Annotated in this window: 19 protein-coding genes; 5 read left to right on the top strand and 14 right to left on the bottom strand. The window is 45.7% G+C overall.

The window, feature by feature from the left end; all coding sequences use genetic code 11:
- Nucleotides 1-1,122: 1,122 nt before the first annotated feature.
- Nucleotides 1,123-2,190, bottom strand: coding sequence for a molecular chaperone DnaJ (locus EV12_RS10630; RefSeq protein ID WP_036915157.1), 1,068 nt, complete (start codon nucleotides 2,188-2,190; stop codon nucleotides 1,123-1,125).
- Between the two features lie 25 nt (nucleotides 2,191-2,215).
- Complete coding sequence (locus EV12_RS10635) at nucleotides 2,216-3,784, bottom strand: DUF3370 domain-containing protein (protein ID WP_241466616.1); 1,569 nt, start codon at nucleotides 3,782-3,784, stop codon at nucleotides 2,216-2,218.
- Between the two features lie 249 nt (nucleotides 3,785-4,033).
- On the opposite strand from EV12_RS10635, the gene EV12_RS10640 reads away from it, so the two are divergent.
- Nucleotides 4,034-4,219, top strand: coding sequence for a hypothetical protein (locus EV12_RS10640; protein ID WP_036915158.1), 186 nt, complete (start codon nucleotides 4,034-4,036; stop codon nucleotides 4,217-4,219).
- Here the strand turns inward: EV12_RS10640 and EV12_RS10645 are convergent.
- From EV12_RS10645 to EV12_RS10655, 3 genes are all read right to left on the bottom strand, one after another.
- Nucleotides 4,212-4,880: a sigma-70 family RNA polymerase sigma factor gene (locus EV12_RS10645; RefSeq protein ID WP_036915159.1), complete on the bottom strand. Its 669-nt coding sequence runs from the start codon at nucleotides 4,878-4,880 to the stop codon at nucleotides 4,212-4,214. The two genes, EV12_RS10640 and EV12_RS10645, sit on opposite strands and share 8 nt — an antisense overlap.
- An 86-nt stretch (nucleotides 4,881-4,966) precedes the next feature.
- Nucleotides 4,967-5,812, bottom strand: a complete 846-nt coding sequence (locus EV12_RS10650; RefSeq protein ID WP_036915160.1) for an ATP adenylyltransferase — start codon at nucleotides 5,810-5,812, stop codon at nucleotides 4,967-4,969.
- A complete protein-coding gene (locus tag EV12_RS10655) occupies nucleotides 5,802-6,761 on the bottom strand; it encodes a SpoIID/LytB domain-containing protein (protein WP_036915161.1) in 960 nt (319 codons plus the stop codon). Before EV12_RS10655 ends, EV12_RS10650 begins: the two co-directional genes overlap by 11 nt.
- A 1,231-nt stretch (nucleotides 6,762-7,992) precedes the next feature.
- On the opposite strand from EV12_RS10655, the gene EV12_RS10660 reads away from it, so the two are divergent.
- Nucleotides 7,993-8,223, top strand: a complete 231-nt coding sequence (locus tag EV12_RS10660) for a hypothetical protein (RefSeq protein WP_011130108.1) — start codon at nucleotides 7,993-7,995, stop codon at nucleotides 8,221-8,223.
- A gap of 95 nt (nucleotides 8,224-8,318) precedes the next feature.
- Here EV12_RS10660 and metH read toward each other — a convergent pair whose 3' ends face one another.
- Both metH and EV12_RS10670 read right to left on the bottom strand, forming a co-directional pair.
- Entirely contained in the window at nucleotides 8,319-11,963 is a 3,645-nt protein-coding gene (gene metH, locus EV12_RS10665) for a methionine synthase (RefSeq protein ID WP_036915162.1), read from the bottom strand.
- A 61-nt stretch (nucleotides 11,964-12,024) separates the two neighbouring features.
- Nucleotides 12,025-12,945 carry a branched-chain amino acid transaminase gene (locus EV12_RS10670; RefSeq protein ID WP_036915163.1) on the bottom strand — a complete coding sequence of 307 codons (921 nt, stop codon included), beginning with the start codon at nucleotides 12,943-12,945 and terminating at the stop codon, nucleotides 12,025-12,027.
- 79 nt (nucleotides 12,946-13,024) lie between these two features.
- Here EV12_RS10670 and cobN point away from each other — a divergent pair, with 79 nt between their 5' ends.
- Entirely contained in the window at nucleotides 13,025-16,792 is a 3,768-nt protein-coding gene (gene cobN / locus EV12_RS10675) for a cobaltochelatase subunit CobN (RefSeq protein WP_036915165.1), read from the top strand.
- Between the two features lie 450 nt (nucleotides 16,793-17,242).
- Here cobN and EV12_RS10680 read toward each other — a convergent pair whose 3' ends face one another.
- From EV12_RS10680 to EV12_RS10695, 4 genes are all read right to left on the bottom strand, one after another.
- Nucleotides 17,243-17,899, bottom strand: coding sequence for a PHP domain-containing protein (locus EV12_RS10680; RefSeq protein ID WP_036915166.1), 657 nt, complete (start codon nucleotides 17,897-17,899; stop codon nucleotides 17,243-17,245).
- Between the two features lie 14 nt (nucleotides 17,900-17,913).
- The gene (hemJ, locus tag EV12_RS10685; protein WP_036915167.1) at nucleotides 17,914-18,480 is read right to left on the bottom strand and encodes a protoporphyrinogen oxidase HemJ; all 567 of its coding nucleotides are present in this window, start codon (nucleotides 18,478-18,480) and stop codon (nucleotides 17,914-17,916) included.
- A 65-nt stretch (nucleotides 18,481-18,545) separates the two neighbouring features.
- Nucleotides 18,546-20,549 carry an excinuclease ABC subunit UvrC gene (gene uvrC / locus EV12_RS10690; RefSeq protein WP_036915169.1) on the bottom strand — a complete coding sequence of 668 codons (2,004 nt, stop codon included), beginning with the start codon at nucleotides 20,547-20,549 and terminating at the stop codon, nucleotides 18,546-18,548.
- On the bottom strand, nucleotides 20,506-20,988 hold the full coding sequence (locus EV12_RS10695; protein WP_036915170.1) for a flavin reductase family protein: 483 nt from the start codon (nucleotides 20,986-20,988) through the stop codon (nucleotides 20,506-20,508). Before EV12_RS10695 ends, uvrC begins: the two co-directional genes overlap by 44 nt.
- Before the next feature lie 74 nt (nucleotides 20,989-21,062).
- On the opposite strand from EV12_RS10695, the gene coaD reads away from it, so the two are divergent.
- Together coaD and EV12_RS10705 are read left to right on the top strand one after the other, a co-directional pair.
- The gene (coaD, locus tag EV12_RS10700) at nucleotides 21,063-21,536 is read left to right on the top strand and encodes a pantetheine-phosphate adenylyltransferase (RefSeq protein ID WP_036915724.1); all 474 of its coding nucleotides are present in this window, start codon (nucleotides 21,063-21,065) and stop codon (nucleotides 21,534-21,536) included.
- Nucleotides 21,537-21,555: 19 nt separating this feature from the next.
- A complete protein-coding gene (locus tag EV12_RS10705; RefSeq protein WP_036915172.1) occupies nucleotides 21,556-22,491 on the top strand; it encodes a hypothetical protein in 936 nt (311 codons plus the stop codon).
- On the opposite strand, the gene EV12_RS10710 is transcribed toward EV12_RS10705, so the two are convergent.
- From EV12_RS10710 to EV12_RS10720, 3 genes are all read right to left on the bottom strand, one after another.
- Nucleotides 22,454-23,773, bottom strand: coding sequence for a D-alanyl-D-alanine carboxypeptidase/D-alanyl-D-alanine-endopeptidase (locus EV12_RS10710; RefSeq protein WP_036915173.1), 1,320 nt, complete (start codon nucleotides 23,771-23,773; stop codon nucleotides 22,454-22,456). The genes EV12_RS10705 and EV12_RS10710 overlap by 38 nt on opposite strands.
- The gene (locus EV12_RS10715) at nucleotides 23,770-24,285 is read right to left on the bottom strand and encodes a DUF4330 domain-containing protein (RefSeq protein ID WP_036915175.1); all 516 of its coding nucleotides are present in this window, start codon (nucleotides 24,283-24,285) and stop codon (nucleotides 23,770-23,772) included. Before EV12_RS10715 ends, EV12_RS10710 begins: the two co-directional genes overlap by 4 nt.
- Before the next feature lie 122 nt (nucleotides 24,286-24,407).
- Nucleotides 24,408-25,043: a DUF1995 family protein gene (locus EV12_RS10720; protein WP_072014312.1), complete on the bottom strand. Its 636-nt coding sequence runs from the start codon at nucleotides 25,041-25,043 to the stop codon at nucleotides 24,408-24,410.
- Between the last annotated feature and the right edge of the window lie 27 nt (nucleotides 25,044-25,070).

Genomic DNA, 25,070 nt, shown 5'->3' on the forward strand with positions numbered 1-25,070 from the left:
TATAGATTACTTATAGTTTGCTCCATGATGATGAGTCTAGCCTCTAATTCAGCAAATTGACCAAATAGCAAGGAAATTATTTAGGACTCCACTCTTAGGCTTACTATCAATAATCATTATAGAAAAACTGACACTTCACAATTAAGAGTTATTTTTAGCCAAGTGTATGGCATGGAAATAATGGATTTCATAAAGACAGTTCACGATCTAAATTTAGATTTTCTTTTTGAGCATATCGCCACTTGCTGGACAGTTCAGGTTAGAAAAAATCATTCTAGATCGGGTATGGCAATCCACTGAATAGGGCATGCAATCTTGAGGACGAGATGAATAGATCTGACCATTCCTACCAAAAGCTTTTCTTAGTAGCCTCATATGAGACCTAGTGCAAGTCTTGCGATAAGTCCATAGAGAGAATATTGGACCACGAACATTGTCTCGGCTATCTACTATGAGACGCTATAGTAGTCTATCCTCAAGTCTAATATGAACAGAATGAGCCGTGAAGCCTTCGAGCCTTCGAGCCTTTGAGCATTTGAGCCCTGGAAGAGCCCATCCTGTTCCCCGATCGTTGCATATTTAGCTTCCTTGAGCCCACATACCCCTATGAGCGGGAGTGGAATAGATCAAAACCTGCGTACCTGTGTAAAATGCAGTTACGCAGACCGGTTAAGCCTTTTGTTAACAAGGATTCTGATTAATAGATTTACTTATGGACGGAGCATGGACCGCAGTTGGGCTCTCCTTAAGGACAAGAAAATAGTTTTTTTCAATAATCACGGATTACGGGTGAAGGTTGTTTTGCGATAGCTGAATCTGAGGATATTAAATCTCTTGCTGTTAACAGCACCTATAACCGTTATTTCGCCTATCAAGTATCAGATGAGTCTTGCTTATAGTCCAATGATGAGTCGCAGAGCATACTGTTAATAACCAATTAGCGGAAATATTAATGCCATTCCTGGACCTTCCAAGATTTTCTCGTAGTGACTCTCCTTCCTATTCTTGCCCTCGTTACTTGATCTCAGCGGGACACCTAAAAGCTGTTCCATGTATATCTACAATGTATTTCTCAATTCTCATCAATAGACCACGCATGAGTCGCTCATTGGATTAGTGAGACTAGCTAGTTTTTTCACGGTAGAGCTCTTTAAGTAATTGATATGCTTCATTAAGCCTTCTCATCCCCTCTGTTGAACCTCCTGCGTCCGGATGGATGGTTATAGCCTGTATTTTGTAGGCATCCCGAATGGTAGAAAGTGTCATTGGTGCACCAGCATGAGATGGGAGCTTGAGTAGTTTGAGTGCTCCATGAAGTGTCATGGTTGATTCAAGTGTTTGGAAAGAGGTGACCTGGCGACTTCGTTTAAAGCGATTCACAAATCTGCGGATCAATGTGGGCATTCGCTCTGAAAGGCTTTTGCAGGCAAAAGGATCTTCCAAAATTCCAGCGACCACCATCACAAGCTCAAAAGTTGCCGGTTTAACCTTCCAACTTGAACAGAGTTCCGTCATTAGTCGATTTGCGGCACTCCATGTGAACGGCCGATCTTCAGTACCATCGACATGAAGCCATATGTCCCTCGCTAACCAGATCATTGCTGCTTCAACGACTGTCTCTCCTGGTGGATTGCCGTAAAGTGAAATCCAGTGTCTATTTGCGGCATTAAGACTTTCAATCACATCAGTTTCAGCAACTGTTGTAACTAAGGGCATGTCCCTCGAACTATGACCGGGTTTGTTATTGCCAAGACTTTCTCGAAGATTATCCGTTCGTTTACGCACAAAACCTGGCAAATCAATCCCAACTGAATTTGATGTCTTAACTTCATCACTATTTTTTACTTTGTTTTCCTCTGTCTTTAAGCCAGGCTCACCCCTATCATTCGATCCCCGCCCTATTAATACCAGTGCTTTTGTCTCATTGTATTCGGGCGTTAAGTTTCTAGACAAGGATCCACTCTGATCATTGTCGAGTGGATGTGAGTCATTTATTTGGAATATCCCATCACCCTGTTGATCATCTTCACCATTATCTTCAGGGGTAAACAGTTCTTCAAGTAAACGTGCTAAAAGATCACCTCGTGCTCTTAACCCCCATTCCCGTTTAAGTTCATCGAGTCTTGCGATCAGATGATTTGGCAGTTCAACGGTAATCCGTCGTCTCGAATTTTCTTCGGACGCTTTCACTTGAAACCGAACAACTGTAGGTAGCCTATCGGTTTTGCAGTTGACGCAACCATTGCTGTTGTGCCTTTATGGCTTCGTTGTAGTGTTTTCTTAGGCTTGAATTGACTCTTTGCGGATCGATAATTGCTGCTGGCATAACATTATTTCTACTAGGACTAGAAATGAGTACTGGTGGGATGTTGACCGGAGAATTGTGAGTAATTGATTCAGTCGGTAACAGTTGCCTCTTGTATATGATCGAGTCATATTTATCATGATTTCTATGCTTAGACGAATTCTTATTCATTTGAACGACTTTTGCTTTGACTATAGGCTTAGGTGTTAATGGTTTAGCTTGGTAATTCTTCGTTATTGTATCTGGCTGCTTTGATTGTTTCACTTTTTCATGATTTTTTATAGCCTGTTTATACTGCTCAACTGGAACAACACTTAGAAGATGTCCAGGTGTATTATCTGCGGGATAGACTAAACTAATAGTAACTGGATTATCACTTTTCGTTGTCAGGTTTAGCTCTGATATAGGAAGACTTTGTCCTGAGCGTAGTCCTACATGAACTTCTTTATATTCATCATCAATCTTAATTCCAATTGAGCCTCGAAATGCCGTGAAGGGTTTCTTTTTGTCGGTTGCTGCAGGGTGGCTTAAAACTAATTGATGTGCGCCTGAGCCTTTAAGATTAAGGGTAATATCAAAACGTACCCCGTAAGTACCTACATTATTTACGGCTGAATCAATCATCCGAGTTTTCAGAGAGTTGACCTGTATCTCTCTTGTACCAAAATGATGTTTACGAGTACTGGTAAGCGGAACATGAAGAGCGCCATGCTTAAGGTCATGATTTAGCTTGGCGGTATAGTGATCACCAATTGCTACTCCTGCAACCCTCGAAAAGACCTTGCCCGTTTCAATTTCACTAATTCTATTGAGATAAGTACGGCCGGGTGCCAATCGCCCGGAATTAAGAATAGCGATCAGATCTTTTTCTGATGTGGCTCCCTCTGCAGCAACCACAGCTAGTTGAAAAGGTCCGTTGCTAGTACCACTAAGTAGTCCGTTGGCAATACCTCTTGCAGGTATTTGAGTTGTGAATACAAGTTTTTTAGTGTGAGGTGGAATGACAATATTATCTTCTAACTTTCTGTCCAATTTACCTCTCAGCATCTGTACAGCTGTTGCATCTCCCGGGCCTGTATTCCATGGACGCGGCCCCAGCGGCTTTACACCCATTAGTTTATTCGAATGGTAAGGAGCCTCAAAACTGTTTTTAACTGAACCTCGATCAAATTTAAGTTCGATTGATGAATCTGTTGGATTGTTTGCAATTGCTGCGATAGTAAGCAATCCACGGTGTCGGATGTTACCAAGCTTACGACTGTCGCGAGGATAATACTTATGATGAATATGAATCCCGAACTTGCCGTCAAAGGTAAATTCTGCATTTCTTAATTGTTGACCTGTATGGACGACTACTGCCGAACCTGGAGCTGTATTAACTAGTATTCCTGTGCCAACAACTGTTTCTGGCTGGTTGGAGTGGAGAACAGGAACTTTGTTAAAGCTTCCATTGAGAGGTCGTGCTGACTGACCAGCCATTAAAGGCACATAGGACCAGGAAGGTTTTGCGAAAGCAATCTCACAGGTAAAAGCTGAGAGACTTAATGAGACTAGTAATGGGATTTTCAGTGACACCTTTAAATCGGATGGATTTGTTAAGTTGAGCAGCCTGCTCCTAGAGCAACTCGGGCAATTCAAACCTAGTCACACGAGCCCAAACCGCCAAGAAAGACAAAATACGCACTCTTGGCAGAATTTCGCGAAGATTCACCCACCTGTAGGAACGGCATGTTCTCTCCCTTCTGTCTCACCTCAAATGTTGACTCGGCAGACCGTCGCCGTCACTATCAGAACAGGAAGCTTGAAATGCTTCTTTTCCTCCGTGATGGTCTCGAGCGTCGTCTGTCTGCAGTGAAAGCCGCTATAGAGACCTTGGAGGAACAGATCCAAAGGGATCAACAGCCGGCTACCTGAGAGTGGAAACAGCGTCAGGAGACAACTCAGCGCAATTCACAGCCAGTCGACGAAGGGCTCGCTTCACTCGTCTTTGTACGGTCATGCAGCTCATGCCTAGGTGACTGGCTGTACTGCGTAGGCTTTCTCCTCTGAGTACGACGTGATCAATCACCGCAAACTCTTGGCAATCGAGCTTCTCTAGAGCATTCATAAGCATTTGATTACGTTCCTTGCCGACCAGTTCACTCCACTGATCTTTATCAGCTGTTATCAACTGATGATCGAGAGGGTACCAGCGGCCTTTCTGCTTGTAGCTCTCTATGGCTGTTCTATCGAAAGCATTGAGCTTTTCAGAAAAACTGGCACTGTCCATCCAGGTTGAATCTCTGAGAAGTGCTTGAGCTCGTTCCTCTAGTCTCCTAGGTATTTTCACTGGTCCTATGCTATCCCTGAGGTAGTGAAGGATGGCACCGCGTATATGCGGTTTTGCAAAGGCCGTAAATGGTACTGACTTGCTACTTTGAAAATATTGTGCTGCTCGGATAAGGCCTAACATTCCGACCTGAGTGAGGTCCTCTTTGTCCTGTCCAGTACGACAAGCGTAGTGAAGCGCTATTGGCCTAACGAGTTGCAGATGTTCTTCGATCTGCTTATTTCGACGTTTCAGTTTGTCATTCATGCTTGGAAGGAAGTGAAATGCGGTCGCTTACCGATCGCCTGTCCCTCTAGCGATCCATGTAATTGCCCTGCAGCACAACCGTAAAATCACTGAATCGTCTTAACCACGCCTTCTAGCAAGGCCTCAGGCCCATGACGATTAAGCCAGTCCAGATCAGACGTTTCTGTGGATAGAAGGTAACCAGCGAATCCAAGAGCATTGATGCTGAAACCTGCGATTCCCTCTCGACTTCGAAGAATCAGTGCGATCCATTCCTTAGTGAGGAGCAAATTGTATGGTTGTCTTGGATGTTGACTCTCTGTCGGATTACCAAGCCCAATCTGCTTGCAAAGTGTTAGGTAAGCCTGATAATGAATTTCTGGTTTACCATTATGTGTTCTAGCTTTTGCGGCGCAGCATTGAGTGAGTGGACTGTTTTCCCTAGGTGAAGCCTCCAACAATGATTGAAACCATTCCTCTCGAGGACAACTGAGATCGTCATCGCTTCGTCTTAGAAATTGCAAGTGTCTGTGAGGTTGGCTCGCTCCAGCCGCTGGAGAACTATTAAAAAACCAAAGCCCATTTGTGTCCTGATCGACACTTAGCAGTGCCTCCCAGTCATGACAACTCAGCCAACCATGTTGAGGGGCCCATTCACGTGTGATCAGCAACATGTGACCCTGTTGAACGGGGTATTTGTTGAGAATTAGCACATGTTTCATGCCAATTTGACTAACCTCCAATCTTGGGTCCCAAGGCAAAAACGGGTTAGGTTTCGGTCCTCTGGCTACGAGATGAGAAGGCGGTGGACCTATTAGCTTGCGCAGTTCAAAGGGCTCTCCTTGTCGTGCTGGAATTCTGGTGAGCTCTGTGCTTAGAGGTACCAGTGCACCATTTAATTGTGCTGCAGTGCTGCGTTCGAGCGCCTGATCCCAGTAATGCTCAATTGCCACGGATCTGTAGTTTGGCTAAGGAAGCACCTGTGTAATACCTAGCAAGAATTTCATTGAACTTCAAACCACGTCGTGCCATGTTCTGGGCCCCATGCTGGCTCATGCTCGCTCCAAGGTGGCCATGAGCTTGCAAACTGATATCTGCCGTTGACGCATAAAGGCTTTCAACAATTCCTCCCTTGTAGCGAAGAACAATTCCCTTGGTGGCTTGAGTTGCTTTTATAGAGCGTGATGTTTGGCTTGAAATCCCACGATATGCCTGCCATCGTGTGGTATCCCCAAGATGGAAATCCTTGTTGGCAGGTCTTGCGATATGGGCAAGCGCATAAGAACGGGCAGCTACCGCCTGAGCTTTAAGAGCCTCCATATTCCAAAGACTGGGCATTTCAGCACCAACAACAGAAGCAACATAAGCCTCAAGCGAGAGTTGGTTGATTGCAATCCAGCCATTGCCACGATTAACTAAATAAATTTTAGACATATAAGGCTGATTATTCACAAGGACAACCCCATTTACTGTGGCAAAACATTGGATATGATCAATCTGATTATTCTTTGTTTTTAATATATTATTCAGCATTTGCTCATTCACAACCCTCCCAGAGCGCAGCTTGCAAAAGCCTGAATCCTTTACTTTGATTTGTATTGGTGGAGTTTGGCTAATTAAGCCAACCCTCAACTCCAAAGACAAGGGATTGACATATGGAGGAGAATGAAGATCAGTATAGAGTGTTGGTTGCGAAGAAACGGCCTTTACATTCTTTGAAACTGAACTTTCATCTTCTATGGCCTCTGAACTATCAAGAAATAGCTGCATAAGTTGATTTCTTGCTGTTGTTTCACGGAAGCTATTGATTGAGGTTATAAGGATATTAACTGTAGCTGCGATTAGCCCACAAGCTAGTAGGCCTTGTATAAAAAATAAAACATTAGGAGATTGCCCTCTCACAGAGAATTAAATATCAAATTTTTGGCAATTTGCACTATGTTACGCATGTCAAGAAACAAGATCTCTATTTTACAGCTGGAAACTGAACTGTCAATGTTTCTTCATGATGATGAATACAGGAATTGGACGTTAAACAACAAGACATCCCCGCGACTGCACAAATAAACCGATAGGCTTTCGAGTTAGAGATGTATGTTCTTATTTTAATAATATTAAAATTTAATTGCTATTAAACTATTTGCCTTTACGACTGATTGCTAAACCTGGCCATGAGACGCATGGTTTCAGATTAAAATCAGAAACTATTTATTTGAATAATCATCTTGAATAGCTGATGCTTTATTAGATCCCCTCAACGTTTACCGTAAACTACTAATTTCAAGGCTGTAAAATGTGTCCAGCCTCAGCTTTATGCAGCCCATATAACATATAGGCATAATATAATTTCATTTAATTAGTGATTAATACTTGTATTTAGAATTTTTAAATTCAATAAATGATTCGAGTGCTCATCATCAATGCAGTCCTATGCATATAATATTTCATAATTATTCTTAGAGTAACTTATAAGGTTGACTGCCGTTGGTAACTATGTTTGATATCTTTGCACAGATAAATTTTATATACCAGCTCTTGCTTGATAAAGCTTTTTCTTTACGAAATCCTTTTGGTGTGCTTCGTAAGAGCTACTAAATTTATCTAAAAGGCTGGCCTGCTTAGATAAAACAGAACGAAATTGATCGTTCGCTGTATTTATTCAAGCCTACTTAGACCTATTTAGAACAATTATTCAGTACAAGGTGAGAACCATGGCCATCAAGGATGACGCCAATGCTCATCGAAGCGCCGCCAAGGCCTTCACAAGGGGGTCAATAGGGGCTCTGTGGGAATTTGACCAGGAATCACCTTGAGCAGCCTCTATAGAGGCTCCTAGGGCCACTCTTGCTTAATGGCTATGAGGTGTTGCATTGATGACTCAAGCGCAGCGAAGGCAACAAAAGCCAAAAAGCGCTTGGATCCGATGTGAACAAGCTTCACCAAATATTGCATGGCAAACGCAGTCAGAAAAGACCTCTGTGTCTTCGAGATCAATTGCTATTACTGACTTTATAGAGTTCTAGCTGCTCTGTTTGAGCATAGGAGTCTGCCGAAGTAGTGGCACATTTTTCTTCGAGATGGTTGACGGATGACGGGGGGCAGGCGTTAAAGGTCAATCAGATATGCCTCCTCAATGGATTGGGAGTTCACAGAAGACGCCGCCTTCCTTGCTCTTTGCGATGCCTTTCGCGAAAGCGGTGAATCGTCGGCTATCGAGTTCCTCGCTAATGGGGAGGGTGCTTTTCACTTCCATGAACTGACCCAAAATGCAGCTGGAGAAGGACTGGACCTCAGCGACTCAGGTTCACTAGACGATTTTCAACAGGAAGTCATCGATACAATGGAGGCGCTTTGCCAGGATTAAACCTGGCAAAAGGGTCTCATGTCATGGGAGATGAGATTGTCCTGAAATCAACAGAATGATTCTTTTTACAAGTCACTAAGTAAACACATGGCAATTTAGGCACTGAAATATCTAGCCTGACTGTGAAGAGTCACCAGAGCGGTTGTGCTCTGCTCTGGGTGTAGCTGATCATTTGGATCCATTGTCAATCCGATTAAATCGGCTTTTAACCACTTCAATTGTTGGCGAGAATCTCCAACATTTGGGCAGGCCGGATAGCCGAATGAAAACCGACTACCTCTGTAACGCTGTGCAAGTACATCTTGCAATGTTTTCGGCTCGTTTGATTTAAAACCACACTCACAACGTATCCGAGAATGCGTCCATTCTGCGAGAGCTTCAGCCAGCTGAACAGAAAGTCCATGGAAGAAGAGATAGTCAGTATATGCATCTGATTCAAATAACCTCTGCGCAAAAATACTCGCATTCTCTCCCATTGTTACTGCTTGCATCGGCAAAATATCGGCAGGTAAGCCACCTTCAAGGTCTCTATAGAAATCGGCAATACAATATCTATTACCACCTTTTTGCCGTGGAAGGTTAAACTTACCTAGTAGACTTTTACCTTCATTGTCGAAGACTAAAAGATCATTGTCTTTACGACCACATGGGAAATACCCATAAGCGACTCCTGGATGTAAAAGAGACTCGTCACGAATTCGTTGGAGCCAATTTTGTAATATTGGTTCTATCTCATCATTAATATACTTGTCATATTGCTCGCGAGATTGATCCTTTGTCTTACGAATTTGCCATTGCCCTGAAAACAAAGCATTTCGGTCAAGATATAGAAGAATCTCATCGAGAGGAATCTTGTCTGATTTCAGAAATTTTGAGCCGAGGAATGGAGGGGAGACTGCGTCTTCTTGGCAGACTTTTTCAGAACGGTCAGTATTAACAACTGAATCAATATGTTGTATGTTCTTTTCATTTGAATCTTGAGGTTGTACGTCTTTGCCAGAAGGAAGTGAATCAGATTCGGTAGATTGGCCTCCTAGAGTCAACCCATCAGGAGTGCCATCAAGAAAACCTCTACAATCATCCCAACGATTATTAGAAAGTGCATTTACATAGGCGTCCATAAACCTTAGATCTGTAAATGCATCCTTGCCATAAATAAGTTTACCTTTATAGACTTCACTGCAATCTTGGTTTACAAATCTAGGGGTCAGAGCTGCACCACCTAATATCACTGGAACTGTAATACCAGAATCATTAAATTCCTGAAGGTTATTCTTCATAAATGCTGTTGATTTTACTAGCAGTCCACTCATCGCAATACAATCTGCCTTATGAGTCATTTGAGCATTGATAATTGAATCCGCGTCCTGTTTAATTCCTAAGTTAATTACCTCGTAACCATTATTTGTCAAAATAATATCGACTAGATTCTTGCCAATATCATGTACATCGCCCTTTACTGTAGCAATTAGGAATTTTGCTTTAGATGAGTTGTCTCCTTCTGACTTTTCCATATACGGTTCAAGGTAGGCAACGGCTGCCTTCATCGTTTGAGCCGATTGAAGAACAAAGGGGAGTTGCATTTTCCCTGAACCAAAAAGCTCTCCAACAACCTTCATGCCATCAAGAAGAAATGTATTGACAAGTTGTAGAGGCTTGTAAGATTCCAAGCCTTGTTCAAGGGCATCATTCAGTCCAATTCTCTCTCCATCAATAATGTGCTGCTTGAGTCGATCTTCAACAGGCAAATCAGCCAATGATGGGCCTGAAGCACGTGCTTCCTTGGCGCTAACGCCTTCAAATAGAGTTGTTAGCTTTGTTAATGGATCGTATATACAGATGTCATTTTCAAAGCGTCTGTTGTCATTTATTAAATCGCGACATATCTTTTGTTGCTCTTCACTTACTTTATTGAGAGGTAGAATTTTTGCAGGGGAAACGATAGCTGCATCCATTCCAGCATCAGTACAGTCATGAAGAAATACTGAGTTGAGAGTAATTCGGGCGGCTGGAGATAATCCGAAGCTTACATTAGAGACACCCAGAACAACATGTACGCCCTCTAGCTCTTCACGAATACTTCGTATCGCTTCTATTGTCTCAAGGCCATTTCGCCTATCCTCTTCGATACCAGTTGAAATTGGCAGTGCGAGTGGATCATAGAAAATTTCATGAGCAGGTATGCCATATTCAGTTGCATCACGATAAGCCCGTTTTGCAATCGCGACCTTCTGCATGGCTGTTCTTGCCATACCATTCTCATCGATGGTGCCAATTACTAATCCAGCACCATATTTTTTCGCCAGATGTAAAACCTTAAAGAAACGTTCCTCTCCATCCTCGTAGTTTGTGGAATTAAGGATACATTTACCACCAGCGACCTTCAGCCCTGCCTCCATTTTCTGCCATTCTGTTGAATCCAGCATCAATGGAAGATTAATGTTAGTGACAAGACGGCTAACAAGTTGATTCATATCTTTCTCACCATCACGTCCAACGTAATCAACATTAACATCAAGAATATGTGCATTCTCTTTAAGCTGCCCTCGAGCAAGACCAACAAGCCCGTCCCAGTCTTCACTATTTAATAGCTCTCTAACTTTCTTTGAACCACTTGCATTTAGGCGTTCACCAATTATCAAGAAAGAATTGTCTTGTTGATAGGGAGTAATTCCATAAATTGATGCAGCTGATGGTTCATAACCGAATAGTAGACGTTGGGGTTGGTTTTCACCTTGTCGACATGGTCTATCAGCAGCACGCATCTCCTTTGCAAGCTCTGCCAAAGCAGAAGTGTGTTCTGGAGTTGTACCACAGCATCCTCCAATGACTTGAACACCAAGATCTTCTACAAAATGCATGAGTTGCATTTTTAGTTCGAGTGGCTTTAATCTGTAATGAGCAACTCCACCAATATTTTCAGGTAACCCCGCATTAGGAATACAGCTAATTCTAAAAGGTGAGTGTTCTGATAGGTAACGTATATGTTCCTTCATCTGTTCAGGACCAGTTGCACAATTAAGGCCCAGAATATCGATAGGGAATGGTTCTAGTATTGTTACCACAGAAGCGATGTCTGAACCCAGTAACATCGTCCCTGTGGTTTCCATTGTCACTGAAACCATGATAGGGCGACGTATATCAGCTTGTATAAAGGCAGCTTCGATTCCTTGTAATGCGGCCTTGATTTGTAAGACGTCCTGACAAGTCTCAACAATAAAAAGGTCAACATCACCTGCCAATAACCCCTCTGCTTGTTCTTGAAAGGAGTCACGCATCGTGTCAAATGCGATATGACCAAGTGTGGGTAACTTTGTTGTTGGTCCGATTGATCCTGCGACAAAACGAGGTTGATCTTTTGTGCTGTATTTCGCTGCCATTGTCTTTGCTAACTGTGCTGCTTGTTTATTTAGTTCAAAAGCCTTGTCTTCTAATCCGTATTCCGCAAGAACAATGGAAGCAGCACCAAAGGAATTGGTCTCAATCACATCGCATCCTGATTCAAGAAACTGGCGATGCACCTCCTTCACTGCGTCTGGTCGAGTAATGACAAGATTCTCATTACACCCTTCTAGTAATGCACCACCAAAATCATCAGCGCTGAGATCCTGTTTTTGCAGGGATGTACCCGTGGCACCATCAAAAACGAGAACAGGACGTTCTGCCGAGTGGAGGCGTGCCAAAAAAGCTGATTCTGATCTCGTGACATCCAATGGACCTGTTGTCATCCTGTCTCTCATGCTTTGAAGTGATCCTACCTAGATAGCCCCTTACTGATAGATCGGTTGGTCTTCTCAACAATCAGTCTTTAGTCATACAAATACGTGTTATCCAGTGCTCATAATCCTTATCACGTCCTTGAGTTATCTCCAATAGACGGTCTCGAAGAGCATTCATAATCGGACGTTCTGTAGACAATATGGTTGATTCAAGCTGACGTATTGGCGTTATTTTTGCAGCTGTTCCAGTAAGGAACACCTCATCAGCAATAAATAGTTCCGTTTTGTCCACAGGCCGTTCAATCACAGATAAGCCCATCACACGCGCCAGTTCAAGGACACTTGATCGCGTGATCCCTTCCAAAATGTCTTGATCAACCCCAGGGGTAATCAACTGACCATCCCTTACCAGGAATAGGTTCATGCCACTCGCTTCACTGATCTTGCCTCTGCTATTGAGCAACAACGCTTCATCGAATCCACTTAAGACCGCCTCTGTTTTTGCTAGAGAGCTTGTGATGTAAGCACCACTGATCTTGCCTCGTAGCGGCAGTGAGCGATCCTCTTGGCGTGTAAAGCTACTGATCCGGCAGCTCACTCCTTCTGGAGATAGGTAGTCGCCAAGCTCTAGACCATAGATAAGGAAGTCAGATTCAATATTGTGGAGTCGCGGGGCAATGCCTAGATCGCTGGTGTAGACGAATGGTCGCAGATAAATGGGAGTGGTTGGTCGATTCGCCTGCAACATCGCCTCAAGTGCTGAGAGAATTTTTGTCTCGCTGAGTTCCGTCAGCAACAATCGAGCACTTTGACTGAGTCTTCTGGCATGACGGTCTGCCCTAAAGAGCAACATGGTGTTGCTGTTTTGGGGATCAGGTATGGCACGCATACCTCCGAAAGCGCCTGTGCCGTAGTGCAATGCATGAGTGGCGACAGAAATCTTGGCATCCTCGAATGGAACACAAGCTCCCTGGAACCAGGCATAAGGCAGGAACTGATGCATTACTTGGATAGGTCCCTAATGGCCAAATCTTCTCATTACCTCGTCTCACACGTGGCATTTCCAGCCAAACAATGAGCCAATGCATCGATTAGCAAGCCTGCCAGGAGAAGGACCAGCCGAGGAGGTGCTCCTTGTTGAACAACCACAGGCACAAATCCTTCTACTGACCAGTGCAAGAACAGATATCTCGACTCTTGCCTCTGTTCTAGAGGTTCCATCACAACACGCGTGGAAGGGTCGTATTCGCGCTCTACCGCTCGCCGCGCTTGACCATCCAGCTCAGGTTGATCACTATCTCGCTACGACGGCAGCAAAAGCCCAGTTCATCGTTGTGCGCCTTCTTGGGGGTCGGGGTCACTGGAGTTATGGGCTTGAACAACTCAGGATTTGGCAACAACAAGCCTCGTCCCGTCAATTGCTGATTCTTTCTGGCACTAATGATCTGGACTTTGAGCTTCATTCCCTAGGTAGCCACCCCATCCCATTGGCTGATCGGCTCGCTCAGCTCATGCGTGAAGGAGGTGTGGACAATATGGCGATGTTTCTGGGGGTCATTGATCAACTTCTCGTAGGCACACCCATCGATCTTGATCAGATCGTGTTGAAAGCGATGGTTGACCCTTCACCTTGGGATTGGCGACAGGAAGATGGACCCAAGGTGGGAGTTGTGCTTTACCGAGCCCTTTCTCAGGCCGGTGATCTTGCCTTTCCAGAAGCCCTTAATAGGCATCTTCGTGCGCAAGGGTTAGTCCCGCGTGCTCTCTGGGTCAGCAGCCTTAGAGATCCTGCCGTTCAGCAAGGCGTGAAACACCTGCTTAAGCAACAGAACGTCGCTGCAGTGATGACGACCACCTCGTTTGCATCGGTGCAGTTTCAAGAAGCTGGGCTTGGTTCAGATCTATGGGAGGCCTTGGATGTACCGGTTGTTCAGGTGCTCAGCAGCGGTCGCACCCGCAACGAATGGATCAACAGCAGTAGAGGGTTAGATCCTCTAGATCTTTCATTGCAAGTGGTTCTTCCAGAACTGGATGGACGGATCACTTCTCGGCCAGGTGCTTTTCGTTCAACTATTCAGGCGAATTCCTCACTCGCCACTGCTGTACAGGTCATGGAGCCTGATGATGACGGACTGATATGGGCGGTCAGTCATATAAAGGCCTGGATCAATCTTCAACAATCTCAGCCCAACCAACGACACATCAGTCTTGTTCTGGCCAATTACCCCGTCCGCGATGGGCGACTTGCTAATGGAGTAGGGCTGGATACTCCTGCAAGTACAGCTTCCATTTTGAGGTGGTTGCAAGAGAGCGGACATGACCTCGGTTGCGAACCAATTCCTGCCGATGGCCAGGAATTGATGAAATATCTACTCAGATCCCGTACCAATGATCCAGAAAGCCAAAATCGACAACCTCTGTCATATCTCTCACTTTCACAGTATTTGAAGTGGTGGAAAACCTTGCCAGCAGAAGCATGTGAGCCGATTGTTAAACGTTGGGGTTTACCTGAACAAGCTGAGGATCTCGAAGACGATGGTTTTGCTATTCATGGCATCCGTTTTGGACAGGTCGTGGTATTGATTCAGCCGAGTCGTGGCTACGACAGCAATGAAATTGCTGACCTGCATTCACCCGATCTACCACCACCTCATCGATACCTCGCTCAATATCTTTGGATGCGACAAGTACAAGCAACCAATCTGTTGATACACGTTGGTAAACATGGAAGTGCCGAATGGTTGCCAGGTAAAGGTGTAGGTCTTAGCCAATCCTGCTATCCAAATCTAGCCCTTGGAGTAGTACCACATATTTATCCATTCATTGTTAATGACCCTGGAGAAGGATCTCAAGCAAAACGCCGTGGAGCAGCTGTGATTATCGATCACCTCACACCACCCCTTGGTCGAGCCGGACTTCATGGAGACTTACTTAGGCTTGAGTCTTTGTTGGATGAATATGTCGAGGCCACCCAGTTGGGAGCCAAACGAGTGCAGAGACTTGAGGAAGAATTGTTAAATCTTCTACGCTTAAATCATTTTCCTGGGCTGCCTGATGTGTTCGATAACTCAGAAAGTTGCCGTGATTCACTAATCAAAAGTCTTGATCAAGCTGAGGCATATCTTTGTGAACTTAAGGAGTCTCAAATTCGAACAGGTTTGCATCGGTTTGGCCAGGTACCAACTCATAAGATTGCTGTTGAACTATTGCTGGCAATAGCTCGCTCACCTTCTTCGGATCAGCCAGGTCTAACACAGGCCATCGCTAAGCGCCTCGAATTGAACTGTGATCCCTGGTGTGATGAAGAAGGTGAGTTCCTTTCCAACCATGATACTCAAATTTTAATCAGCCTTGGACTGGACAATCCTCGTCGAATAGGAGATGCAGTGGCATGGATCGAAGAACAAGCTTTGATGTTTTTAAATGCTCTTCTAGACACAAAAATGATTGAACAGAAGAAGGACAAAGGCCAATATTTACTTGTAAAGCCACTACGAGACTGGTTCAAGTCTTCTAAAAATGATCCACTACTTTCACTAATCCAACATGACCTCTGGCCTCGGCTTATCACTAGTGCGACGAAAGAACATGAAGCACTCCTAAAAGCTGTTTCTGGACGCCGCATAGCAAGCGGGCCTTCAGGAGCACCAACTCGTGGACGCCCAGAAGTACTTCCTACTGGTCGAAACTTTTATTCAGTTGATCTACGTGGACTGCCTACAGAAGCAGCTTGGGACCTGGGGCAGCGAAGTTCTGAACAGTTGTTGAACTTACATCTACTTGAGCATGGTGAGCCACTAACTCATCTTGCGCTTTCTGTATGGGGAACAGCGACCATGCGCAATGGCGGCGAGGACATTGCGCAACTGATGGCATTGATCGGTGTTCGACCTGTTTGGGATGGTCCCAGTCGGCGAATGATTGATCTAGAGGTGATCCCCTTAAGCCTTCTTGGACGTCCAAGGGTTGACGTGGTCCTGAGGATTTCAGGTCTCTTTCGTGACGCATTTCCCCAACTCGTGAGTTGGGTGCATCAGGCTCAAAAACTTATCTCAAATCTAGAAGAAGATGAAAAATTAAATCCCTTGGCAGCAACCACGCGCAAGCACGGACCTCAAGGAAGAATCTATGGCTCTGCTCCTGGGGCCTATGGCGCGGGACTTCAAGCATTAATTGACTCTGGATCTTGGGAAGATCGTTCTGATCTTGGCGAGGCGTATCTGAGCTGGAGCCAATGGCGATACGACGGTACATCTAATCCAAGCCTTGATCGAGAGGGGCTTGAGCGCAGCTTGCAGGATGTGCAGGTTGTGCTTCACAACCAAGACAACCGCGAGCATGATCTCCTCGATTCAGATGATTACTACCAATTTCACGGTGGATTAGCAACTGCTGTGGAAGTGACCTCAGGGCGACGTCCTGACCTTTGGTTCGGAGATCATTCTCGACGTGAGCGTCCAAGGCTAAGTCGACTTGAACGTGAAATCGACAAAGTCGTACGAAGCAGATTGTTGAATCCACGCTGGATCGATGGAATGAAACAACACGGATACAAGGGAGCATTTGAAATGGGTGCAAGCTTGGATTATCTCTTCGCTTACGATGCAACTACTGATCGTATTCCAGATTGGTGTTATAACGCTCTTTGTGAGCAATGGCTAGAAGAAAAAGATATTCAACGTTTCCTCCAAGAAAATAATCCATGGGTTCTTAGAGATATGGCCGAACGCTTACTTGAAGCGGCAAACCGTGGCATGTGGAAATCAGCATCACTAGAAAAGATGGCAATACTAAAACAACTTGTTCATACCAGTGAGGCTCAGATTGAATCAAGGCCTGATAATTTCTAGCCGCTAAAGCAATACGCTATAAGAGTTAATTCTTATATGCTATTCTCTATGCGCCAATATTTTAAGTAAATCACACCTCGCTTTAATTTTATCTATAGCTAAAGTCAAACGCAAAAGAAATAATTGACCAGAGAATTCATTGATGTACCCAGCTCGTTAGACATGCTTGTGTCTTCAGCAATATAATCACTATTAAGGTTTTACTCTATTGAGCTTTTGAAGACATCATCCATGCAATCAACCAATAGTTATTGAAAACAATAAACATCTAGGATTTTAATATGACGAGTCCAGGTCTCTATTGGGGAGTGGAAGTATATTCATATTTAGGTCTTAGAGATTTTATCCATTAGCAAGCTTCTCCATAATTATGTGAATAGGATTTCACAGCCCTAGCTGATTTGCGCTTGTCTTACGATCTATGGCCATAGAATAGGAGATCGTTGTAAATCAGCGTCCACCAAGGTCAAATCCATGTGTGTCAGTGCCACATGTACGCATAAGGCCAAGATTCTGTAATTGATCATCTATTGCTTCACATATGAATGGTGTAGGACGCCATTGAGTCTGAAAGTCATAGTCATACCATGCTTCACCTGCATCGAAGCCAAGTTCAGCGGCTGCTTCTATGAGCTCAGTATGACTGATGCGGTATCGAGCTGGATGGGCTAGCACTGCCAACCCTCCAGCCTGATGAATCGCCGTCTTTACAGCTTTAGCCTGCAATGATCCCCCGATTGGAGAGTTGTCTTGGCAGTAGTTGTAAAGAGCGCGATGTCCAACCTCAAAGCCAAGAGCCAGTACATGGACGAGACAACCTTTCAACAAACAACTGATTTCTAAACCACTCCAAAGTCTTGGCACTGGTAATCCTTGATCACTTCGCTTAGCAAGCCATTCCTTCATGGGATGATAGGCATGCGTATTGTGGTGATCTGTGACTGCTATATGTTGCAAACCTCTTTCGCTTGCTTGGGCAATTAAAAGCTCTGGCTCAAGGCTGCCATCACTGCAAATGGTATGACAGTGGAAATTCAAAATATTTGGACAACTCTCAGGACCAACACCCAAGAAGATTTCCCTTAGAGGATGAGAAACATTAGCCATGATTTTAGAGAACTTTATATTTGCCGATTGAGTCTTAATCGCCGCCACCGGGCATAAAACTGAATTGATGCCGCCATAAACAGCACAAGGCCCACGATCAACCAAGTAGCGGCACCTGTTGGAAACTGGTTTTTGAAGACAACCAGCATCACTACTAGAACTAAGATGAGAGTTGGAAGTTCATTTAGGGCCCGAAGCTGACGGGCGCTCCAGCTGCATACCCCACCATTCAACTGACCCATCAGCCGATAGCAGAAAATGTGGTAGGCGAGTAGCCCAGCCACCAAAGCAAGCTTTGCTTGCATCCAAGTTTGATGAAGCCAACTTGGCTGGGTGATCAGCAATCCAACAGCCATGGAAACGGCAAGAATCATCCCTGGAGTGGTGATGATATTTGCCAATCGCCGTTCCATCAGCTTGTACTGTTCTTCAAATGCTTTTTTGACAGTTGGTTCAAATTCAGCTGCTTCCACGTGATAGATAAACAAGCGCACAAGATAAAAGAGGCCAGCGAACCAAACCACAACCCCAACAATGTGGAGGGTTTTGAACCACAGGTATGCCTCGGGAGGAAACGTCATGGATAACTATCAGCAATCAGCTGAGATGAGGAAGTACTGAAGAATTGAAAAATGATCCGTCTTGATCAGGCAACCTCCTCCATAGCCTTATCGGCTTCAGGGTGAAAATAGGTCCAAACCTGTAAGGCAAGTGCAGGACCAAGACCTGGTGCTTGACTAATTTGCTGGACGCTAGCTAACTGAATAGCATCAATGGATTGAAAGTGGGCAAGAAGGTCACGGACACGCCTAGGCCCAAGTCCAGGGATGTCTGTAAGGCGAGATCGTTTCATTCTTACTCCTCTTTGTTGGCGGTGATAACTCACGGCAAAGCGATGTGCTTCATCCCGAAGCCGCCTTAAAAGGACAACACCCAGCTGATCAGGTTCTGAATCCAATGGTTTGCTTTGTCCAGGTACATAGATCTGTTCATGCTGCTTTGCCAAAGAACAAACGACGAGATCCTGATGAAGGTCAAGCTCACGTAATGCTTCCATGACTGATGAAAGCTGCCCTTTGCCACCATCAATCATCACCACATCAGGCCAATCGTTGAGGCCATCTGTCTGCAAGGTGCTGCCACTGCTGCGCTGCAGGTGTTCAAAATTTGATCCTTCTTGCTTCACTCTTGCCCAACGACGAAAGCGACGACGCATAATCTCAGCCATCGCCATAAAGTCATCGCTATGGCCTGATTTGATACTACTACTTTTAATTTTATACTTTCGGTAATGCTGTTTAGCGGGTAGTCCATCGATAAATACAACCTGTGATGCAACAGCATCACTTCCTTGGATATGACTAATATCATATCCTTCTATTCTTCTTGGCTGTTTCGTAAGCTCAAGCAATTGGGCAAGGTCCTCTGTTGCCAATTCCTGTTGCTGCTGACCACTCTTTGCACGAGAAAGTTCAAATACTGCATTGCGTTCAACAAGTTCAATCAATTCTGCTTTCGTTTGACGTTGTGGACAGTTGATTTGCACACGTCGTCCTCGTTGCTCACTGAGCCAATCAACTAACAACTCATGCTGTGGTAAGGGGTGCTGAACAAGAACTTCTGGCGGCACCTCTACGGCATCTACTTGACTGTAATATTCTTCAATAACTCGTTGAAGAACACTTCCAGGTGTCTGCCCAGCTGCATCAGCAGTAAAGCCGAGCCGATTAACAAGTTTGCCTGCACGCATCTGAAAAAGCTGAACTGCAGCAACCCTATGATCGCTTGCTACAGCAAGTACATCTCGGCTTACAGTTGAATCCGGTAAACTCATCTTCTGTTCTTCTGTAAGCTGTTCTAAGCCTTTAATTTGATCCCTTATATTAGCTGCTGATTCATAGTCCATTCGATCTGAATAACGTTCCATTTGTTCCTCGAGCAAATGCTTAAGTTCTTGATTCCTGCCCTGAAAAACCATTGCAACTTTACGAAGAACTTGTTGGTAATCCTTTGCTGTGATCTTCTGCTGGCAAACACCAGGGCAACGTCCAATTGAATAGTTAAGGCAGGTTCGATCATGATGCAATGGACGTGGTCGTTGTCGCAGCGGGAATGAACGTTTGACTAAAAATAATGTTCTACGCAACAGTCCTACATCCACATATGGGCCATAGAAGCGATCATTCTGATTTCGGAAACGGCGCCGTCTTGTGATAAAGATTCGTGGATACTCCTCACTCCAGGTGATGCAAATATAAGGATATTTCTTGTCATCTTTCAACAGTACATTAAAATGTGGTTGTTGATTTTTAATCAGGTTGGATTCCAGGACTAGTGATTCAGCCTCGCTATCTGTAACGATAAATTCAATGTCAACAATTTGCCGCACCATTAATCGAATCCGAGCCCCATGATCACTGCCAACTCGAAAATAACTTCTTACTCTATTTCGCAGACATTTTGATTTGCCCACATACAACAATCGGTCTTCTCCATCACGCATGAGATAACAACCAGGTTCAGCTGGAATCTCCTTAAGCCTTTGCTCAAGTCTGTTTTCATCCTTTAAAAGGATGGTGCGCTGAGAAGCGTTGATCAAATTATTATCAACCGCCGTAGGACCACCCCGTTGAAGCGAGGTTAAGCGCATCCCCATCCTGATTTAGATGGGCTGACCTCACTTCTCCGACGAACACAGTGTGATCTCCATGGACGATCTGGCCCACAAGTTCACACTCAACTCCTCCAATCGCATCTTCTAGTAGGGGTAGACCCAATTCGCCAAAACGAAAGGGGGCTGACTCAAAGCGCCCTCCCATCGCCGACTGAGGCTTGAAGAAAACTGCTGCAAGTTCTTTCTGATCAGCCCTAAGCATATTGAGCGAGAAACGCTTCGTACGCTCGATCATTCCATGACTGCTTCCCTCTGATCGAACTGCCATAACAACAAGGGGAGGTTCGAACGACCCTTGAGTCACCCAACTTGCTGTAAAGCCGTTGATTTCATCACCTTCGCGGACGCCACAAATAAAAAGACCATGGGGGATTTTGCGAAGCAAAACCTTTTTCGCTTCTAGATCCAGTGCCATTGAGCATCTCATCAGATCTACCAACTCTAAGCAGCACCTCCCTGCATAGGATCCAGAAGTGGTTTGATTCGATCATGAGGGCCCTTTACCCCGGCAGCTTTGACCCTTTAACACTTGGTCATCTGGATTTGATTGAGCGTGGCTGCGCACTCTTCGGCGAGGTTGTGGTGGCGGTTTTAAGCAACCCTGCCAAAACGCCAGCATTCACCTTGCAACAGAGGTTTGACCAGATTCATGTGGCAACAGCACATTGCAAGGGTGTAAGCGTGATCAGCTTTGATGGCCTCACAGTGAGCTGTGCTCGTCACAATCAGGTTGATCTGATCCTGCGTGGGTTGCGGGCGATGAGTGATTTTGAGTATGAGCTCCAAATTGCCCATACAAACCGCTCCCTGGCTCCCGATTTTGAGACAATCTTCCTTGCGACTGCAGCTCATCACAGCTTTCTCAGTAGTTCTATGGTGAAGGAAGTCGCCCGTTTTGGTGGCAATATTGATCACATGGTGCCTGAGGTGGTGGCACAAGACCTCCACAGGTTATTTAATTGAGGTTTAAAACAAAACTGTGATGAGCGAGCCTAGGTTCACCGTTCTCGAACAGCTCGACCAACTCGAAGAGATAGTTCTGGAAGGCAGCCGTATCCCCTTTAGTGGCGGTCGCCTAGTGAATGAACAGGAAGCGATCGAAGTGCTTGATGCCGTTCGAGAGACCCTCCCGGGGCAAGTGAACCAGGCCGATCAGTTGCTCCAAAAACGTGACGATTTCATCACAACTGCGCGAAAGCAAGCCGAAGAGATTGTTCAGCAGGCCAATCAACAGCGCGAGCAATTGGTCAATGCAGCTTCCATTCGTCAAGAAGCGGAAAAACAGGTTTGTGAGCTTCGTGATCAGAGCCGCCAACAATGCGAACAGCTGCTACAAGCAACCAGGCAGCAATCTGCTCAGCTGGAACATGAGATGCAGTCGAAACTTGCTCAGCTTGAGCAGCAGTTCGCTAGCCGTCGACAGCATCTTGAGCAGGAGGCCCTGGAGCGTCGACAACAACTGGATCATGAAGCCATTGATTTCAAGAGGCAACTGACCGAACAGCACGAACGCAACCGGCAACAAGCAATGCAAGAGCTTGATCAGATCAGAGGAGAGGGATCACGACTCCAGAAGGAAGCTCAGAACGAAGCTGAACGGCTACATAACGATGCTCTCCAGTTCAGGCAGCAAACACACCAGCAATGTGAATCACTTATTCAGCGCAGTCGTCATGAAGCAGCTGGTGTTCAGGACGGTGCTAACCGTTATGCCGAACAGACTCTTGGAGAACTTGAGCAACGCCTCAAAGAAATCGCTCAAGTCATCATTGCTGGTCGCCAAGAGCTGGTAAAAATCCAAACCATCAGCAGTCATGACAGTCGCGGATCAGCTGATCAACTCACAGACAAGGCCGTGCCGATCAACCGGGGGCGTAGAGCTACTTCGAGGTTGAGACCGATGAAGAACACGGGCTGAAGCGTTGGGTAGCCTTCAACAACAGGCCGATTGTTGTATTCGGTGAGCTGGCGCCATTAGCTAATGCACTCACGTAGCGTGGACCATCTGCAGTCTCAAGAATTCCTGAGATTGAACGCACTCCATTGAGAGTGCCGGTTTTTCCCCAGAATCTCCCTTCTAGAGCAGTACCTCTAAAAAATCTGCGCAAGGTTCCACGCTGTCCGGCTATGGCCATTGAAGCTTGGTAGTAGGGAGCAAGTGGGTGATGTCCCATACGCATCAACAAAGTCGCCAGAGTTTGGCTGCTAATTCGGTTGTTCCTTGAGAGGCCGCTGCCATCGGCTATACGTAGCCCGGTCAGAGGAAGATTTTGCCGTTGCATCCACCGCATAGCCTCCCTGGAGGCAAGCCTCACATCCCAGCTTTCTGCGGCATGTCGAAGCAACACCTCTGCCGTGAAGTTATGGCTCTCCGCATTGGCAAGACTCACCAAGGCATGCATCGGTGCGGAATCTTCCTCATGAAGAAGAACGGACTGGGTAGAACTTGTCTTCACCTGGTCGTGGTTAACAAGCTTTAAGTGAGCTTTGCCCCCCTGCCGATGTATTTCGCGCTCAAGCAAGCGTTGTAAACGACCAATTGGATTGGGGACAGCCACATCTAAAGCATTGCTTGTTAGCGCAAGACGGGTAATTGGTGCTCCGTAGGCATAAATACGGTCAGCTGGGTGCCAATCACTAGGCCACCAGTGTTGACGAGGCTCCTCCCGAATCGTTAATTGGAGATCGTCACGAGAACGAAAAGAGCGAGACCCACCGTGACCAAGGGCGGCCATCGCAAAGCGTTGAATCTCCCTGATACCAAGATCCGGATCTCCTTCACCAGTGATTTCAAGTACCCCATCAGGGCGTCGTAATAGTTGGGTGCGCAACTTGAAATCAGGGCCGAGCTTATCGAGCGCAAAGGCCGTTGTAATCAACTTCTGATTGGAGGCTGGAACTTTTGCAACTGTTCCGTTGATGTCTGCAAGGAGCTGACCGTGACGATCAACAACGCTCACGCTCCATGCCGATGAGCCCTGGCCGAGTAAGGACTTGAAACTCCTTTGCAAGGAAGGGCAGAGTCGACCAGATTGAAGAGAAGGCCAGCCCTGGATGGCAACTGGAGGGGGTGGTGAAAGAACAACTGGTGCCGCACTAACAGTTGAACCGATCAGTATTCCCCCAGCTCCCAGAATTCTGATCAACAATTGAGGATGCTTTCTCCTCGCGATCTGAAAGCCTGCGGGGGGAATGCTCATTGAACACTCACACCACTAACGGTTCCGTTGATTCGATAGGTGGATCCCTCTAGCTCAACTGGTGTGCCAATTTTGAGTTTTGTTCCAGCCAACACAACTCCCGTCTTGGCGATTGTGCCATCACCCTCAAGTATGAAGCGAGCATCAAGAACACTGTTGGCAGCCAAATTGGGATCTGTTGCGACTACGACAGACCCGTCCGGCTGTACCGCCACCAGCTTGCTTCTGAGGTCTTTGATGCTCTTAAGTTTTAGTGAACCAGCAGGTTGATTGCGAATAATGATGCTGGTACTGCCATGGGCCAATGCCGCTTCGATCAGTCCATTGGGCTCAGCTGTAGGCACGTTGCGAACATCGACAGAAACCTGCACTGGCCTCATTGCTCCTGATGCCCTGGCCAATGAATGACTTAACTTCGGGCTCCACAGAACCCCTCCCAGAGCGATGAGTGCCACGATTGCGGCAATCCCATCAATAGGGGTGAATTGCTTGAAAAGGGTTGGGCGACTCATAAAAACTCTTCAGAGCTGCACCATACGGAGACCGATCCGATTGATCAAGTCAACCATTGGTCTCTCAAACGACGCCAACAATTAACTAATTACTTTTGTTTGCCTCATGTCTCCTTGATGTCCTAAGTGCCAAAAAGAGCAGCGTCGATGGCTTCAGCATCTGGACGCTGCTCGAAGGTAGTCGTCTCTCGATACCCATCAACATCAGCACGAAATAAGATCCATTCGCCTGGGTGGGAACGCATCAAAGCACCAGACTCCAATGGCTCAAGCCAATAGGCCTTGCGCCATAAGGATAGAAATCCTCGTCTGCGTTGTCTAGCAACACCTCCAATTCCTACAGCACTATCTTCTAAACGGCCGTTCAGCATGACAACAGCGCCTGAATGTTTATTGCATAGGAGTTCAAACTGCTCGTAATCAGTTGGCTGTGGTGCAACAACCAAAAAGATACGATCATCGTCATTTCCATTCTGCTTGTCGAGCAAATCATTCAATGAAGAGATCTGATTGGCAAGCTCAGGAGCATTGTGCTTAGCCAAAGCTGCACCACCCATATCAGGCCAAACAAGAACAGGCTCAAAGCCATTTTCTTGCAGATTTTGACTCAGGCGTATAGCCACGGGCATCAACTTCAAGCCCTCAAATTTCAAGGTCACCTCCCATCGTCCCAGGGGTTGATCCCTTAAAGAAGCTTGAAGAGCCTCCAAAACCATGCTCTCTGCGGCGAGGAGATCAGCGGGAAGGGTTGTAATCACAGGCTTGGGGGGTACTGAAGGAATAGA

It is taken from the genome of Prochlorococcus sp. MIT 0701, from assembly GCF_000760295.1.
GTDB lineage: Bacteria > Cyanobacteriota > Cyanobacteriia > PCC-6307 > Cyanobiaceae > Prochlorococcus.